This window comes from Catellatospora sp. NPDC049111 (assembly GCF_040648615.1).
In the GTDB taxonomy this organism is placed as follows: Bacteria; Actinomycetota; Actinomycetes; order Mycobacteriales; family Micromonosporaceae; genus Catellatospora; species Catellatospora aurea.
In genome coordinates this window covers 72,828-88,168 of sequence record NZ_JBEZEB010000013.1, presented here as the reverse complement: position 1 = coordinate 88,168, position 15,341 = coordinate 72,828, and the positions used below count along the sequence as shown (strand labels likewise).

General features: G+C 72.3%; 20 protein-coding genes. 11 read left to right on the top strand and 9 right to left on the bottom strand.

The features are described 5' to 3' along the window. The first annotated feature begins 41 nt into the window (after positions 1-41). Entirely contained in the window at positions 42-1,676 is a 1,635-nt protein-coding gene (gene abc-f / locus AB0B66_RS20145; RefSeq protein WP_360531640.1) for a ribosomal protection-like ABC-F family protein, read from the top strand. 94 nt (positions 1,677-1,770) lie between these two features. Here the strand turns inward: abc-f and AB0B66_RS20140 are convergent, their stop codons facing one another. From AB0B66_RS20140 to AB0B66_RS20130, 3 genes are read right to left on the bottom strand one after another with little or no spacing between them, the layout of a single operon-like run. Further along, on the bottom strand, positions 1,771-2,742 hold the full coding sequence (locus AB0B66_RS20140) for an NAD(P)-dependent alcohol dehydrogenase (protein WP_360531637.1): 972 nt from the start codon (positions 2,740-2,742) through the stop codon (positions 1,771-1,773). An 11-nt stretch (positions 2,743-2,753) separates the two neighbouring features. Continuing rightward, the gene (locus AB0B66_RS20135) at positions 2,754-3,704 is read right to left on the bottom strand and encodes a permease prefix domain 1-containing protein (RefSeq protein ID WP_360531634.1); all 951 of its coding nucleotides are present in this window, start codon (positions 3,702-3,704) and stop codon (positions 2,754-2,756) included. Next, positions 3,701-4,036, bottom strand: coding sequence for a PadR family transcriptional regulator (locus tag AB0B66_RS20130; RefSeq protein ID WP_360531631.1), 336 nt, complete (start codon positions 4,034-4,036; stop codon positions 3,701-3,703). Before AB0B66_RS20130 ends, AB0B66_RS20135 begins: the two co-directional genes overlap by 4 nt. A 216-nt stretch (positions 4,037-4,252) precedes the next feature. Here AB0B66_RS20130 and AB0B66_RS20125 point away from each other — a divergent pair, with 216 nt between their 5' ends. Both AB0B66_RS20125 and AB0B66_RS20120 read left to right on the top strand, forming a co-directional pair. Next, positions 4,253-4,594, top strand: coding sequence for a metalloregulator ArsR/SmtB family transcription factor (locus AB0B66_RS20125; RefSeq protein WP_360531628.1), 342 nt, complete (start codon positions 4,253-4,255; stop codon positions 4,592-4,594). 1 nt (position 4,595) lies between these two features. Further along, positions 4,596-5,072: an SRPBCC family protein gene (locus AB0B66_RS20120; RefSeq protein ID WP_360531625.1), complete on the top strand. Its 477-nt coding sequence runs from the start codon at positions 4,596-4,598 to the stop codon at positions 5,070-5,072. Positions 5,073-5,124: 52 nt separating this feature from the next. Here the strand turns inward: AB0B66_RS20120 and AB0B66_RS20115 are convergent, their stop codons facing one another. Then, entirely contained in the window at positions 5,125-6,591 is a 1,467-nt protein-coding gene (locus tag AB0B66_RS20115; protein ID WP_360531622.1) for a hypothetical protein, read from the bottom strand. Positions 6,592-6,682: 91 nt separating this feature from the next. After that, positions 6,683-7,771, bottom strand: coding sequence for a hypothetical protein (locus tag AB0B66_RS20110; RefSeq protein ID WP_360531619.1), 1,089 nt, complete (start codon positions 7,769-7,771; stop codon positions 6,683-6,685). Between the two features lie 160 nt (positions 7,772-7,931). On the opposite strand from AB0B66_RS20110, the gene AB0B66_RS20105 reads away from it, so the two are divergent. The 3 genes from AB0B66_RS20105 to AB0B66_RS20095 all read left to right on the top strand — a co-directional run bounded on the left by AB0B66_RS20105 (position 7,932) and on the right by AB0B66_RS20095 (position 9,826). Then, on the top strand, positions 7,932-8,501 hold the full coding sequence (locus AB0B66_RS20105) for a hypothetical protein (RefSeq protein WP_360531616.1): 570 nt from the start codon (positions 7,932-7,934) through the stop codon (positions 8,499-8,501). A 48-nt stretch (positions 8,502-8,549) separates the two neighbouring features. Continuing rightward, positions 8,550-9,032: a hypothetical protein gene (locus AB0B66_RS20100; protein ID WP_360531613.1), complete on the top strand. Its 483-nt coding sequence runs from the start codon at positions 8,550-8,552 to the stop codon at positions 9,030-9,032. 80 nt (positions 9,033-9,112) lie between these two features. Continuing rightward, positions 9,113-9,826: a GNAT family N-acetyltransferase gene (locus AB0B66_RS20095; RefSeq protein ID WP_360531610.1), complete on the top strand. Its 714-nt coding sequence runs from the start codon at positions 9,113-9,115 to the stop codon at positions 9,824-9,826. A gap of 2 nt (positions 9,827-9,828) precedes the next feature. Here AB0B66_RS20095 and AB0B66_RS20090 read toward each other — a convergent pair whose 3' ends face one another. Then, positions 9,829-10,395: an adenylate kinase gene (locus AB0B66_RS20090; RefSeq protein WP_360531607.1), complete on the bottom strand. Its 567-nt coding sequence runs from the start codon at positions 10,393-10,395 to the stop codon at positions 9,829-9,831. 77 nt (positions 10,396-10,472) lie between these two features. Here AB0B66_RS20090 and AB0B66_RS20085 point away from each other — a divergent pair, with 77 nt between their 5' ends. The 4 genes from AB0B66_RS20085 (at position 10,473) to AB0B66_RS20070 (ending at position 12,673) form a co-directional block, all read left to right on the top strand. Continuing rightward, positions 10,473-10,934, top strand: coding sequence for a helix-turn-helix domain-containing protein (locus AB0B66_RS20085; RefSeq protein ID WP_360531604.1), 462 nt, complete (start codon positions 10,473-10,475; stop codon positions 10,932-10,934). Positions 10,935-10,981: 47 nt separating this feature from the next. Beyond that, positions 10,982-11,335 (top strand): PIN domain-containing protein, encoded by a 354-nt coding sequence (locus AB0B66_RS20080; protein WP_360531601.1) that lies wholly within the window; start codon positions 10,982-10,984, stop codon positions 11,333-11,335. Between the two features lie 113 nt (positions 11,336-11,448). Further along, positions 11,449-12,042, top strand: a complete 594-nt coding sequence (locus AB0B66_RS20075) for a TetR family transcriptional regulator (RefSeq protein ID WP_360531598.1) — start codon at positions 11,449-11,451, stop codon at positions 12,040-12,042. Continuing rightward, the gene (locus tag AB0B66_RS20070; RefSeq protein WP_360531595.1) at positions 12,032-12,673 is read left to right on the top strand and encodes a maleylpyruvate isomerase family mycothiol-dependent enzyme; all 642 of its coding nucleotides are present in this window, start codon (positions 12,032-12,034) and stop codon (positions 12,671-12,673) included. Before AB0B66_RS20075 ends, AB0B66_RS20070 begins: the two co-directional genes overlap by 11 nt. Before the next feature lie 4 nt (positions 12,674-12,677). On the opposite strand, the gene AB0B66_RS20065 is transcribed toward AB0B66_RS20070, so the two are convergent. Genes AB0B66_RS20065 through AB0B66_RS20055 form a run of 3 tightly spaced genes read right to left on the bottom strand, consistent with a single transcriptional unit; the run spans position 12,678 to position 14,374 of the window. After that, positions 12,678-13,328 (bottom strand): hypothetical protein, encoded by a 651-nt coding sequence (locus tag AB0B66_RS20065; protein ID WP_360531592.1) that lies wholly within the window; start codon positions 13,326-13,328, stop codon positions 12,678-12,680. A 38-nt stretch (positions 13,329-13,366) separates the two neighbouring features. Then, a complete protein-coding gene (locus tag AB0B66_RS20060; protein ID WP_360531589.1) occupies positions 13,367-13,810 on the bottom strand; it encodes a hypothetical protein in 444 nt (147 codons plus the stop codon). Positions 13,811-13,819: 9 nt separating this feature from the next. Next, on the bottom strand, positions 13,820-14,374 hold the full coding sequence (locus tag AB0B66_RS20055) for an NUDIX hydrolase (protein ID WP_360531586.1): 555 nt from the start codon (positions 14,372-14,374) through the stop codon (positions 13,820-13,822). A 515-nt stretch (positions 14,375-14,889) separates the two neighbouring features. Here AB0B66_RS20055 and AB0B66_RS20050 point away from each other — a divergent pair. Next, entirely contained in the window at positions 14,890-15,198 is a 309-nt protein-coding gene (locus AB0B66_RS20050; RefSeq protein WP_360531583.1) for a hypothetical protein, read from the top strand. Positions 15,199-15,341 lie beyond the last annotated feature (143 nt).

Genomic DNA, 15,341 nt, shown 5'->3' with positions numbered 1-15,341 from the left:
TCGCCCCGCCGATCGGCCATGCCGAGAATCGCAGGACAACCATGCGCACCGCGCCATCACCCGCAGACACCCAGCTGACCCTCTCCGACGTCACCCACCGCTACGGCGACCGCGTCGTGCTCGACCGGGTCGACCTCACCATCCGCCCCGGCGAACGGGTCGGCGTCATCGGCGACAACGGCTCCGGCAAGTCGACCCTGCTCCGCATCGTCGCCGGCCGCCTGCGACCGGGCAACGGCACCGTCACGGTCACCACCCTCGGCGGGGTCGGCTACCTCCCGCAGACCCTCGACCTGCCCGGCCACGCCACCGTGCAGGACGCCGTCGACCTCGCCCTGAGCGAGCTGCGGCACATCGAGACAAGGCTGCGCGCCGCCGAACGCGACCTCGACGGCGACGACGGCACCCGCCTGGCCGCGTACGCCGACCTGCTCGACCTGTTCGAGTCCCGCGGCGGATACGAAGCCGACAGCCGCGTCGAGATCGCCCTGCATGCGCTCGGCCGGCCGGGGCTGGACCGAAGCCGCCGCCTGGACGCGCTGTCCGCCGGCGACCGGGCCCGGCTCGCGCTCGCCGCGACCCTGGCCGCACGGCCCCGGCTGCTGCTGCTCGACGAACCCACCAACGACCTCGACGACACCGCCCTCGACTGGCTGGAGCAGCACCTGCTGGCGCACCGGGGCACCGTCGTCGCGGTCACCCACGACCGGGAGTTCCTGGCCCGGGTCGCCACGACCGTGCTGGAGGTCGACGCCGGCGCGGTCCGCCGCCACGGCGACGGCTACGACGGCTACCTCGCCGCCAAGGCCGCCGACCGGGCCCGGCAGCGGCAACGGCACGAGCAGTGGCAGGCCGACGTCGCCCGCCACGGCGAGCTGCTGGCGGCCAACGCCGACCGGCTGGCGGCCATCCCGCGCAAGGGCCCGCGCGGGTTCAGCGGCGCGGGGGCGTTCCGGGCCCGCTCGCGTACGCACGGTGCGGCCGGGCGCATCCGGGCGTCCCGGGAGCAGCTGGCCCGGCTGCTCGACGATCCCGTGCCGCCACCGCCGGAGCCGTTGCGCCTGTCCGCCCGGGTCACCGCCGGTGACCTGGCTGAACAGCCGCCGCTGGAGCTGGTGGACGTCGCGGTGCCGGGGCGGCTGCGGCTGGACGCGCTGCGGCTCGCGCCAGGGGAGCGGCTGCTCGTCACCGGACCCAACGGCTCGGGCAAGAGCACGCTGCTGCAGGTGATCGCGGGGGAGGCCGGCCCGCACGGGGGCACGGTACGCCATCGCCCGGCGCGCCTCGGGTTCCTGCGCCAGCACGGCGCCGCCGACGACCGCCGTACGCTGCTCGCCGCCTACGCGGCCGGGCTGCCCGGCGAACCCGGCGAGTACGCGGCGGAGCTGCTCAACCTGGGCCTGTTCCGGCGCGACGACCTGTCGCAGCCGGTGCGGGTGCTGTCGGCCGGCCAGCGCCGCAGGCTGGAACTGGCCCGCATCGTGCGGCAGCCGGTGGACCTGCTGCTGCTCGACGAGCCGACCAACCACCTGTCACCGGGCCTGGTCGAGGAGCTGGGGTCGGCGCTGCGCGACTACCCGGGCACGGTGGTCCTGGTGACCCACGACCGCCGGATCCGCGCCGACCACACCGGCCGCGAACTGCGCCTCGCCCAAGGCACCGCCACCGTGCCCTGACGTGGACGCCCCGATCACGGGTGCCTCGCAGTTTCGGGGAAAGTGCACCTTCGAGGGCGCTAGTTCGTGCACTTTCCCCGAAACTGCAAGCGCGTCAGGCTTCGGGGACGACGAGGACGGTCTTGCCGCGGGCGTGGTCGGCGAGCTGGGCGCGGAAGGCCTCGGCCGCCTCGGCGAGGGGGCGGACGTGCTCGATGACCGGCGTGAGCCGGCCCGCGGCGATCAGGGCGGCGAGGTGTTCCAGGTCGGCGGTGTCGCGGCGGTTGGCCACCACGCGCAGCCGCTGCCGGGACACCACACCGGCCGCGGTCACCTTCAGCAGGTGCGGGATCGGGCCCAGGGTCCGGCCGCCCGCGCCGCTGGAGGACAGGTAGACGCCGCCGGGCGCGAGCACCCGCCGGTACGCGCCCAGCGAGTGCCCGCCCGCCAGGTCGAAGATCACGTCGTAGCTGCGATCCGCCGCGGTGAAGTCCTCCCGGGTGTAGTCGACGACCTCCGCGCCCAGCGAGCGCACCAGCTCGGCGTTGCGCGTGCTGCACACGCCGGTGACCCGGGCCCCCAGGTCGGCAGCGAGCTGCACGGCGAACGTGCCCACGCCGCCGGAGGCCCCGTTGACCAGCAGCCGGGTGCCGGTGGTGACCCCGCCCAGCCGCAGCGCCTGCAGCGCCGTGGACGCGGCCACCGGCAGCGTCGCGGCCTGCTCGAACGTCACCCCGGCCGGCTTGCGGGCCAGGTGGGCGGCGGGCACGGCGACGTACTCGGCGAAGCCGCGCTGGTTGACCTCGCCGAAGACGTCGTCTCCCGGCTGCCAGGCGGTGACCTGCGCGCCGACCTCGGTGACGGTGCCGGCCACGTCGCGGCCCAGGATCGGGGCCTTGGGCCGGCGCAGCCCGAACGCGATCCGGATCAGCCGCGGCTCGCCGAGCAGCGCGGCTCGGTCGCCGAAGTTGAGCGAGCAGGCGTGTACGCGCACCAGCACCTGATCAGGACGGATGGCGGGGGTGGGCACGTCGGCGTGGCGGATCACGTCGGGGGAGCCGTACCTGTCGTAGACGATGGCTTTCACGGGTGCTCTCCTCAGCTCGGGGTGGCGCGGCGGGCCTGGCCCACCGCTTCGGCGACGGTGTGCAGCAGGGTGACCACGGACACGGCGACCAGGCCGATGCCGATCCACCGGGGCACCTCGGGGCCCCATCCGGCCGCGCTGACGAACGCGGGGTTGAGCAGCCGGTCCGTCGTCACGAGCCAGATCAGTGCGAGCGAGGCCGCGACGTCGACGAGCGAGCCGGCGACGGCCAGCGGCACGCTCCAGCGCGCGTAGTGCCGAGCGAACGCGAAGCCGAGCCCGGCCAGCACCACGGCCAGGAACGCGTAGACCAGGCCCGTCTCCCACAGCCGCGGCGCGAACAGCCCGATCGGCTCTCCGTTCGGGTCGCTCTGCGTGCTCACCACGGGTGTCAGCAGCACGAACGTCGAGAACAGCACGGTGATCACGGTCAACGTCGCCAGCTCCGCGTAGCGGGCCCGGCGGCTGGGCGGCACGGGCAGCGCCTCGACGCTCCAGGGCCGGGCCGGGCCGCGGCGCAGCCGAGGCAGCCGGTCGATGGCCGCGAAGGCCAGCGTGGTCCAGCAGACGATGTGGACGGCCGTGGTGAACGCCGCCGACAGCACGTCACCGGCCAGGGCCAGGGGGTCCGCGCCGTGCAGCGCGCGGACCAGGCCCACCCCCGCGGCCGCCGCGGGCACGACCGTGGCCAGCAGCACCGTGAGCAGGCGGGCGTAGTCGTGGTAGAGCGCGGGGCCGATCAGGTGCAGCGGCCGGTCCGCGTAGCCGGCGGCGAGCCGGGCCGGGTCGCCGAGGCCGGTCAGCACCTCGATCTCAGCCGCGGCGGGTTCTTCACCGGCTTCGACCCGGTCGTCCACGGCGTCGGCGATCGCGGTGCGCAGCTCCTTCTCGATGTCGGCGCGCTGGCGGCCGGGCAGGCGGCGCAGCGCGGCGTCCACATAGCGGTCGGTGAGGGTGGTCATGGCCGGCCTTTCAGAGCACGGAATGCGGCGTCGAGGGCGTCCCAGTCACGGCCCAGCGTCTCGGCGAGGTGCTCGCCCTCGGCACTGGTGCGGTAGAACTTGCGCGGCCGGGCTTCGTCGGTGTTCCAGTCGCTGGTCAGCAGCCCCTGTTTCTCCAGGCGCCGCAGCAGCGGGTAGAGGGTGTTCGCGTCGACCGCGAAACCGCGCTGCTCCAGCAGGTCGAGCAGTGCGTATCCGTAGTTGGCTTGCCTCAGCACGAGCAGGCAGGCCAGCACGACGGTGCCCCGGCGCAGTTCCTGCAGATGCGTCGAGAGCTGCTCGTCGTTCACCATGCGTCACACGATAGTGTGTGCCACACAGTATGGCAACGGTCTCCGCCGGCCGTCCGCTGACGGTTTCCCGACCGCGCCGCCCGTGAGCGGCCGGTGGTCCTCGCGGACCGCCGGCCGCCCGTTCGTGTTTCCGGGGTATGGGTTGCGGAGGGGTGGCGTGAGGTGCATACTCAACTGGTCGGTTGATTAACCGGATGGTTGAATAGAGAGGCGGTCATGGACCGACTGAGCCTGGTCTTCGCGGCGCTGGCCGACCCGACCCGACGGGCGATCCTCGCCCGACTGGCCGACGGCGAGGCCACCGTGAACCAGCTCGCCGAGCCGTTCCCGATCAGCCTCCAGGCGGTCTCCAAACACCTGAAGGTGCTGGAGCAGGCGGGCCTGATCACCCGCGGCCGGGACGCCCAGTGGCGGCCCTGCCGGCTGGAGGCCGCCCCGCTGCGCGACATCTCCGCCTGGGCGGAGCAATACCGCCGCTTCTGGGACGAGCGCTACGACCGGCTGGACGACTACCTGCGGACCCTTCAGCAGACGGGTCCCTCGGAAGAGGAGAAGTGAGATGGGCGAGACCAAGACCCTGGACGTCAAACTGCAGGGTGACCTCGAGATCGTGATGACGCGCAGCTTCGACGCGCCGCTCGCGCTGGTCTGGGAGGTGCACACCAAGGCCGAGCACCTGAAGAAGTGGTGGGCCCGCGGCCACGAGGCCGACGTGACCGCGTTCGACTTCCGGCCCGGCGGCAAGTGGCGCATCGTCGAGCACGGCGACAACGGCGAGCAGTGGGCCTTCCGCGGCGAGGTCCGCGAGATCGTGCCGATGGAGCTGATCGTGCAGACCTTCGAGTGGGAGGGCCTGCCCGGCCACATCTCCGTCGAGCGCCTCGTCTTCGAGCACAAGGACGGCAAGACCACGCTCACCGGCACCTCGACGTTCGCCAACAAGGAGGACCGCGACGGCATGGTCGCCTCCGGCATGGAGGGCGGGGCCAACGAGTCCTACCGGGCCCTGGACGCCTACCTCAAGACGCTGGTCTGACCGGCGCGGCGGCCCGCACCGGCGGACGACCGCCGGTGCGGGCCGCGCCGTCTCAGTTGCGCGCGCCGCCCAGGCCGAGCAGCGCCGCCAGCCCGAGGGCGCTGCGCGGGGCGTACGGCATGCGCCACAGCCCGCCGTGCGCCGCGCCCTGCGCCTCCTCCTGCCACACGTGCTCGCGTACCGGCGGGGGATTGCGCAGGTCGTGCACGAGCAGCGCGGCCATCAGCGTGTTGGACGTGGCCGGCTCGAACACCTCCACCCCGAACGCCGGCGCACCCGCGTACGCCGCGGCCAGCACCCGGTTCTTCACCACCGAGCGGGTACGCGTCGGCGGCGCGACCTTGAAGCTGACCGTCGCCCCCTCGTGCCGGGCCACCGCCGCCCGCCACCGCTGCAGCCGCTTGGCCAGCGCGTAGTTCGGGCCCTGCTGCGCCACGAGGCTGTCGCAGATGCCCGGGTCGGCGTCCGGCGCGTAGTTGCGCCGCAGCAGCCGCCCCGCCGACACGAACCGCAGCGGCCCGCGCAGCGTACGCAGCGTCGAGGGCTGCCGGTACTTCTCGTCGGCCTGCGCGACCGCCTCGCCCGGCGCGGCGAACACGTCCGTCGGGGTGGCCAGGAACGCCAGCGCCGTGTCCGGGCGCTGCCCGCGCAGGTGCTCGGACAGCGCGTCGACCGCGGCGCACACCCGCACGTTGGTCGCCCCGTCGGCGTAGACGTAGTTGCCGATCACCAGCCGGCCGTCCACGCCGAGCAGCCAGTCCGCGACCGCGGGCAGCTGGTGCAGCAGATCCGCGCCGGCCACCTCGGCCAGGTCCGCGTGGTCGCGGCGCGCGGCGGCGACCGGGACGCGCAGCCGGCCGCCGTAGCGCCGGGCGGTCTCCAGCAGGCCCCGCCACAGCTGCGGCCGCGGCAGGTCCACCGCGACGACCTCGCCGCCCCAGCGCAGCAGCGAATGCGTCGGGCCCATCTCGGCCCCCGCGCCCAGCGCCACCACCCGCACGTCGGACAGGTCGAGCCAGTCCGGATTGGCCAGCACCGCCCGCACCGCCTCGGCGCAGCTCGGCTCCACGACCCCGGCGGTCACCCACGCGTCCAGCTGCCGGGCCAGCGCGTCACCGCGCAACCGCTCGCCCCGGTACGGCAGCGACAGCTCGCGGTCGGTGTCGCCGTCGCCGCCGACGGTCACCGTGCCCAGCTCGGCGGCCGGGTCGGGCTTGCCCTCGAACACCTCGCGCAGCCCGGTCTCGCCGTCGCCGGTGACCACGCGCATGCGCTGGTGCAAGGAGGCCAGGCCCGCCGCCGCGCTGCCGCGTGCCGCGTCACCGGACAGCAGCCCCGCCTCCACCAGCCGCCGGAAGTGCACCAGGTAGTCGGCGCGCCAGTTGGTCTCGTGCTCGGCCGCCCGCGCCCCGACCGGGTCCACCGGCCGCAGCGCGTCGGCGACCACCGCCCGGCCCAGCGCGGACGTGCTGCGCTCGGTGCCGGTGCTGACGGGGAAGACCACCCCGGACGACGCCATCGTGCCCCCTTCGCCTGGCCGCGGCGGTACGGGCCGCGTCAGGCGCGGACATTATCGGTAACCCGCCCGGTGGGCAACGACGCCCCGGCCGTCAGCGCGCCGGTGCGTCGGCGGTGGGCACCGACCGGGCCGCCAGGCGACGCCGGAAGTGGTCGTTGCCGTTGCGGGCGTCGAACTGCCAGGCGAGGTCGTTCGCGGTCGTGGAGAGCTCGTCGCACAGCGCGGCGACGGTGGTCAGCGGCTCGCCGCCGCGCCGGCCGTCGCGGACCACCGTGCCGCCGTGCCCGGCCTGCGCCAGCGCGCGCAGTACCATCACCGCGCCCGAGGCGAACTCCATCGTCTGGAACGGCGACGGCGAGCTGTCCAGCCAGGGCAGATGGCGTTCGACCAGATCGAGCCCGCGTACCTCGTTGCCGGCCAGCGCGAAGTACACCAGGTGCAGGCCGATGCCGTGCAGCCAGTTCGCGTCGGTCATGCCCGGATAGGCGCGCCGCTGGGCCTCGCGGGCCCCGTCGAGGTCACCGGTGCGAACGTAGGGCAGCAGGGCGTGGCTGAGCAGCCAGTACGGCTGCCCGTGGCAGGTCAGGTGTTTCACCTTCTCGGTGAGTTCGACCGCCCGGGCGAACTGGCCGGTCTCCTGGTAGCACTCGATGAGATACGACGGCACGCAGGCGTTGCAGCTTGACATCTGGTCGGGCTTGGCCACGACGAAGCGGTCGTGCCAGGTCAGCGCCGCCTCGTGGTCCCCGAGATGCAGGGCGACGTACATGCGCAGCTGGTAGATCGCGTGCATCTGGTAGCCGGAGCCGCGCAAGTGCCGCTCCGCGTCGGCGAACACCTGCTCGATCTGCTGCCGGGCCACCGTGGGGAAGCGGACCAGGTTCATCGGCGCGTACACCAGCGACCACAGCAGCCGCCGGTGCTGCCACGGCGTCACGAGCTCCGGCGTGCGGTCGAGCGTTGCCAGGCACCTCGACAGGGCCAGCAGTTCGCGCTGGGTCTGCCCGGCCTGGGTGTAGTCGCCCAGGGCCCCGAGCCGGGTGTCGAAGGCGAAGGCGTCCCACCCCGCGGCGTCGGCCAGGCGGATCACCTCGTCCAGGCGCTCGCACTTCGTGCGGCCTGCGGGCAGGGCTTTCGCCTCGGCGAGCAATGCGGCCAGGGTCCGCTCGGTGTGCGTCATGGCGGGCAGCGTACTGGCGTGGGCGGACAGCGCCGACCCGCCCGGCTACACCAGGACGGGCCGGTCGCGGCCTTGCCGGGCTTGCCGGACGGCGAAATGATGGAGCCGACACGGACGGGCGGCTCAGGGAGTGATCGCGCTGTTACGGCGGAATCGGCCGGTGGCCAAGGGGGTGCCGATCTGGCTGCTGGACATCGACGGGGTCATCAACGCGGTCACCGATCTGCCGGATCGCCGGGTGTGGCGCGGCCACCAGTGGGTGCGGACCGCCGCGGCCAGCAACGAGGACATCGAGTGGCCCATCCTGGCCGCGACGCCGGTGCTGGACTTCCTGCGCCGGGTCCACGAGCAGGGCCGCGCCGAGATCTGGTGGCACAGCACCTGGCAGCACAACTCGGTCAACGTCGGCACGGCGCTGGGACTGCCGTCCTGGCCGGTGCGGGACTGCCCCGAGTTCGTGTCGATGGACGCCGTCCTGGCGAGCCCGCTGGTCACCAGGAAGCACACGTGGTGGAAGCTGCCCGCCGCGCTGCGGGTGCTCGACGAGGGCCGCCCGCTGCTCTGGACCGACGACGACGTACGCCACCAGCTGCGCGCCGCCGACACGAGGCGGTGGGGCAACCGGGCGCTGGTGCTGGCGCCGCCGGTGCAGGCCGGACTGACGCCGCGGCAGCTGCGCCGCATCGACCGCTGGCTGAGGAGATGGCCCGGCCGACCCGCCCTAACCTAACGTGTACTGCTGCTGTACCCTCCGTATGTCTTATGTGGAGGGTTGTCGATGAAGCGCGGTTCGAGCGTCCAGGACAGGGCGGCCCACGCCGGACTCGGCAACCAGCTGCGGCGCTACGGCACCCGACCGGTCGCCCAACTGCTCACCGCCCCCATCGTGGCCGCGACCACGCTGATCCTGGGCCTCGGCGCACACGTCGTCGCCTACCAGCTCGCCGGCACCGCGATCACCGTCGGACTGCTCGCGCAGGCCCTGCTCATCCACCGCAACCGGGCGATTCACGTGTTCGAACGGGGGATGATCACGGTCGGCGCGCTCGGCCGGGTGCGGCACGTGGTGACCTGGCACGAGGTCGCGTACGTCGAAGGCGTCACCGTCAACACCAGCAACGGCGCGTTCACCACCACCCGCCGCGACTTCACCGTGCACCTGCCCGGTGGCCGGGTCCGGTTCAGCGACCTCCTGATCGCCGACGGCGACCGGCTCGCCGCGCACATCGCCCTGAGCGCCGGCCAGCGACTGCTGTTCTGACCGCCCAGGTCGATGGACCGCCACGGCGACTACGATGGCCACTGCTGACCAGGACATCGTCGCGGGGGAGTGGTCTTTCGATGAGCGGCGCGCACGCGATCGACACCGGTGTGCTCGACGACCCGGCCGGGGCCGCCCTGTCCGGCCCGCAAGGCGGATTCGCCCGGCGGCACGGCCAAGCGCGCTGCTACGACCCGGCGGTGACGCCGTTCGCCGCGCTGCCCGCGGGTGCCGACGCCCAGGCCTGGCAGGACCTCGCAGTGCTGGTGGGAGCCGGTGGCCGCGCGGTGCTCATCGGCGACTACCCGGTGCCGCCCGGCTGGGAGATCACCTGGCAGGACGAGGTCGTCCAGCTGGTCGACGACGCCCTCGCGGTCGCGGACGAGCCCGAGGCGGTGCCGCTCGGTGCGGCCGACGTGCCGGAGATGCTCGACCTGGTCGAGCGCACCAAACCGGGCCCCTTCCTCGCCCGCACCGTCGAGATGGGCTCCTACCTCGGCATCAGGCAGGACGGCAGGCTCGTCGCGATGGCCGGCGAGCGCATGCACCCGCCCGGATTCACCGAGATCAGCGCCGTCTGCACCGACCCGGCGTACCGCGGCCAGGGGCTGGCCACCAGGCTGATCCGCGCGGTCGCGGCGGGCGTGCGTCGTCGCGGCGAGACGCCGTTCCTGCACGCGGCCAGCGACAACACCGCCGCGATCCGGCTCTACGAGGCGATGGGCTTCGCCGTCCGCCGCCAGCTCACCTTCACCGTGGTGGTCGATAAGGAAGGGCACCCTGCGCACCAATAGCGTTAAGAAGGTGCCCTTCCTTCGGAGCTGACCGGGCTCAGCTCGGCCAGCCAGCCGTCCAGCTCGGCGGGGGTGCGGAACAGCAGCACCTGCGGGCCGGGGGAGTCGGCCGCCCACCGGCGCATGCGGCGGCGCTTGCGCCCGTACGAAGCGAAGTGCCAGAGGATGATCGACTCGGAGGACAGCGCGCTGCCGAGCGTCTCCCGGTTGCCGTTGCAGATGACCTCGCCGGTCGAGATCAGCCGCGCGGTGCGCCGCAGCAGCCGCCGCAGGGTCAGGCCGCGGGAGAAGTCCAGGCCGATGACCAGGTCGGCGGAGGCGAGCGGGAGGTCCAGCCAGTCCTTGTACGCGCCGTCGAGGATCCAGGACTTCTTGCGGCAGATCGCGGCGATCCGGTCGCGCTGGACCGGCATCGGGACCTCTTTCCAGCCGGGCTCCCAGGTCAGCTCGTCGACCGGCTGCCAGGGCAGGCCCAGCCGCCGGGAGAGCTCCAGGGCGAGGGTGGACTTGCCCGCCCCGTACACCCCGTAGATCAGGATCCTCTGTGGGTAGGGGCGGCGCGCGGTCACCGGCCGAGCGTAGCGGGCACCCGCCATGTTTCGTTTATTGCGGATAGTATGGGGGCTGTCGGTGAGGAGGTGGAGCGGTGAGCGTCGGGGCCATGAGTACGGAACCGCCCAGTGCGCATGTGGTGGAGCTCGCTTCCCGCGCATTGGAGCGGATCCGCTCCTATCTGCGCGATCATCCCGAAGGCCCAGCCGATGTTCGAGTCCAGGTGACCGACGAACCCGGTGCCGAACTGACCGTGCCTCGCGAGGCGGTCGTCCTGCTGGCCCGTGCTCTCTCGCATCTCGCCGACGGGCACGCGGTGACCGTGCTGCCGGCCGATGCTGAGCTGACCACCCAGCAGGCGGCGGACCTGCTGCATGTCTCCCGGCCGTTTCTGATCAGACTCCTGGAGTCCGGCGCGATCCGGTATCGCATGGTCGGCAGCCACCGTCGCGTCGACCTGCAGTCGCTGCTGGACTACCAGCGAGCCGACGACGCCCGCACACTGCGTGCGGCCAACGAACTCAGCGCACTTGACGAGGAACTCGGCCTTATCTGACCAGTGGGGGCGAAGTCGGATGCCGGTGACCGTCATATACGACGCCAATGTGCTCACCCGAACACCCTTCGAGACCTGCTGATCCGTCTCGCCCGTCCATTGATCTGCCGGACAAGGACGACCGCCACGTGGTCGCGGCGGCCATCGCCGCCGGCGCGCACTCGATCATCACCTGGAATCTCCGGGACTTCCCGGCAGACCGGCTCGCTGCGCACGGACTCCATGCGCAGACTCCTGATGACTTCATCTGTGCCTTGATAGAGGAGTCACATCCCGTCGTGTGGAGCTGTGGCCAGCAGATCGCCGACGCCCGCACACTGCGGCCGCAGACGGCTCATGACGTGCTGGCGCAGCTGGAGCGGGACGGCCTCATCCGAACGGTGGCTCGCATCGGCGCATAGCTCGCGCGTACCCGGGGTTATGTCGACTGGCGATGGGTCGATTCGGAGCGCGGTGTCGTGAAGTGCCTAAACTACATATGTTGTTCTTGAAACAACTATCGTAGTGTCGGTTCATGTCGAATCGGCGTGAGCTGCTGTTGGACGCGGCGATCGCCCTGCTTGGCGAGCGTGGCCTGCACGGACTGACCCATCGTGCCGTCGACTCCGGGGCCGGGCTGGTGCCCGGCTCGACCGCGAACTACTTCAGCACCCGGGACGCCCTGCTCGAAGCGGTGGTGTCGCGTGTCGCCGACCGCGAACGCGACAACTTCGACGAGCTGTGGGCGACGCGCTGCCCGACCACGCCCGCCGAGCTGGCCGAGCTGCTGGCCGAGTTCGCCCACCAGGCGACCGGCTCGCATCGCACGCTGACGCTGGCCCGCTACGCCGTGCTCGTCGAGGCGGCCCACCGCCCGCAGTTGCGGGCGCATCTCGCCGCCGTCGGCGGCCGGGTCCGCGCGCACGTCCTGACCTGGATCCGTGTGTCCGGTTCCAGCGATCTGGAGCGGGACGCGCCGATCATCATGAACTGCTGGACCGGGCTGGTCCTGCACCAGCTGTCCTACCCGAACCCGAACTTCGACCCGCTCGGGCAGCTCGGCCCGCTCGTCGCCGCCCTGGTCCCCGGCCGGTCGCCACGTGGAAAGCGAGGCGGTCATGGATCGTGACCAGGTGTGGCAGGCCATCGACATCAAGCGGCAGTCGGTCGCCGACCTGCTCGATCGGCTGTCCGACGAGGACTGGCGGCGGCCTTCGCTGTGCGAGGGCTGGACCGTACGCGACGTCGCCGCGCACCTGACGCTGCAGCAGATGGGGCTGCGCGACATCCTGCGCGCGTTGCCGCACGCGCGTCCCGGCGGGATGAACCGGCTGATCCTCGACCTGGCCCGTCGCCGCGCGGCGCTGCCCACCGAGGAACTCGTCGCGCGCATCCGCGCCACGATCGGCTCCCGCCGGCACAACCTCGGCGTCACGCCGCTGGAGACGCTGATCGACATCCTGGTGCACAGCCAGGACATCGCGGTGCCGGTGGGCCACCGGCTCGCCCTGGACCCGGCTGCCGCAGCAGCCGCCGCGACCCGCGTATGGGCGCTGAACTGGCCGTTCCAGGCCCGCCGCCGGATGGCGGGCTTCCGGCTCACCGCGACCGACACGGACTGGGCCATGGGCGAGGGTGTGGAGGTCAGCGCACCGATGGAGGCTCTCCTGCTGGTCCTCACCGGGCGGCTGACGGCCCTGCCCGCCCTGTCGGGAGCCGGCTCCGCGGCGCTTGCCGCCCGCCTGTCCGAACAGGCCTGACAGCTCAACCCGCGCGGAGGCGGTCGGTGAGCCCGTCGATGCCGGTGTAGAGGTATGCCGTCTGGTACTGCGCGTTGTCGAACAGCCGGGCCTCACCCCGGTAGACCGCGAGCAGGGTGTCCTCTCCGCGCCACCAGCCATCGGCGGCCCCGGCGACCTCGGTCACCGGGCGAAGCCGCAGCCGCTCCGGCAGCCCGTCGAGCCTGGCCCCGGTCGCGAGCGCCACCTCGGCGGGCATCCGGTCGGCGAGGTGGCGCAGCGCGATCGACTCCACCCAGCCTTCGACCGAGCCGTGCAACGGCACCCAGGTGTCATCCGCAACGATGCCGAACCGGCCGTCGCCGTCGACCATGAACCCATACGCCGACGCGGACCGTGGGCGACCGGCCGTGAAACAGGCGCCCCTGCCTTCCGCCACGGCCGGGTCGTCGCCGTCGAGCACGTGCGGGCCGCCTTCGTACTCGGAAGTCGGCGGCAGCTCCAGCCCACCCCAACGGCCCTGGAAGACAGCCAAGTGCTCGATCGCGGCCGCAGGGCGGTGATAGCGGTGCCAGTGCCTGCGATGCTGCTCGGGCGACCACACCTCACGCCGGACCCCGTACGCGGCGAGGTAGGCCCGCGCCCGCGGCGTCAGCCAGCGCCGTGCGTCGAGCACGTGCAGTGGCTTTGGCGTGCGCCGCGGTCTCGGCGAGGTCATGCCAAGAGGGCTCGGCAGTCGTGGCAGATCCGGGTGGAGTGGACGCCGGGCGGCCCTTCGCCAGGCGCCATCTCGGCCAGACCGGCGGCGATGTCGTCGGCGAGTCCATCCGTCTCCCCGGGATGGGCCAGCGCGCGAGGGTAGACCAGGCGGCGCGTCCGGCCACCGCAATCGCGGCAGCGGGGCCGCCCGGCCAAGGCGAGGTCGACGGCTCGCGTCCAGGTCTGCTCGTCGCCCGTCCACTCGTGGCCCGCAGGACACTCCCAGGCGTAGCCGTCGAGCCCCATCATGCAGCCGCCGAGAACCAGCTCACCTGCGGCGGCGGCCTCCATGGCCGTCTCGTCAGCCAGTCCGATCAGGACGGGCCGCCCGATACTCGAACACTGAGGGCACCGTTGGGTCGGCGTCGTGTGCGCGCCGGGAAGGACGTCGCGGGTCACCCGGTCAGGTTACGGAGAAGGGGCGACGTTTTCGACGGTTGCGCCGTCCTGCAGGTACACCGTCGCGCCGCTTGCCGCCGCACACAGAGCCGCAGCGAGCCGCCGCGCCAGTCGGGGGCCGACGCGGGCCTGTGCCACGTCCGCTGCCACGAAGGCATGTGACGCCAACTCGTCGTCATCCGTTGCGATGGCCTGCTGCTCCGCGGCTGTGAGCACGCCGCCGTCGAAGACGAACATCAGGCTGTCATCCCACGGGCCATGTGGTGCCACCCAGTCGAGGACCAGCAGCCGACCGCCGCTCCAGGTGAGCCCGAGTTCTTCGGCGACCTCGCGGGCCGCCGCGGCCAGCGGCGGTTCGTTGGCCTCGGCCATACCGCCGGGAAGGTCCCAACCGGGCTTGTACCGAGGCTCGACGATGAGCACGTTGCCCGCCTGGTCACGGAAGACCACGTCAGCGCCGACGCGCTTGCGTGGCTGAATGCGGTTGCCCTCCGCCAGGTGGGCCTGCCAGGCCTCCGGGTCACGCTCGTAGAACGGCTGCTCACCGGTCATGGCGGCGGCCATCAGTTGACGTCTCGGGGCTTTCTGTAGCGGTCGGAGAGCCGATCCCGCAGATGGTCGAGGAATTCGGCGACGTCACGATTGCCAGCGTACGGGGCGAACCGTGGGAGCAACTCCTCCAGCTGCCTGTGCACGAGCCGTGAGCCCAACAGCCGTGTAGCGTCGACGACCTCGCCGGCCGCCGAGCAGGCCTCATCAAGGCTACCTTCGTCTGCGCGAATGCCCGGCCACGAACTCGGTCAGGCGTCCGCGAGGCGATTGCCGTGGCGGTTTCCGTGCGCACCTGCATCGGCCGGCCCAGCTGCTGATAACAGCGTGCCTTCTCCACGGCCAGCGCTCCCGCGTCGAAAATGCTGACCCAGGCGGAAGTCGACTGGTGCTCGGGTCCGCCGAGCAGACGCTCGGCTGCATCGAGGTGGGTGTGGCACGCGGTCGGATTACGCGATGCTGATCGAGGCATCGGTTGAATGCTCAACTTCGATGTTCTGTCCTGCCCTCCTGCCCGGAAGGAGCACCACGTGCACCGCTTCAGGATCAGGCGACGTCTCGCCAAGGCGGCCGGTGTGGCGACGGCCGCGACGGCGCTGCTGGTGGCAGCCGCCGCACCCGCGACTGCGGCCACCGCCAAGGAGTTCACCGGCGGCGGCCGGGGTCTGACGGCCGCTTCGGCGATCCAGTCCGCGACCTGGGACGCCGAGGCGTCGGCGAGCGCCGAGCTGCTCAACACCTGTGTCCCGGTCGGCGAGCCCGGCATCTGGGAGGTCTTCGACCACCCCTACTTCGGCCACGTCTTCTTCGCCGAGGTCACCGTCTCCTGCACCACCTGACGCGAGTGCCCCGCCCCCCCGGACTCGGCGTACCCGGAAGACGGGGCGGTCTCGCACTCGGTGGGGCTCGCGGTTTCGGGGAAACTGCCGCTAAGTCGGGCTCGATAGCTGCACTTTCCCCGAAACCGCACCAGCCAGGAGAG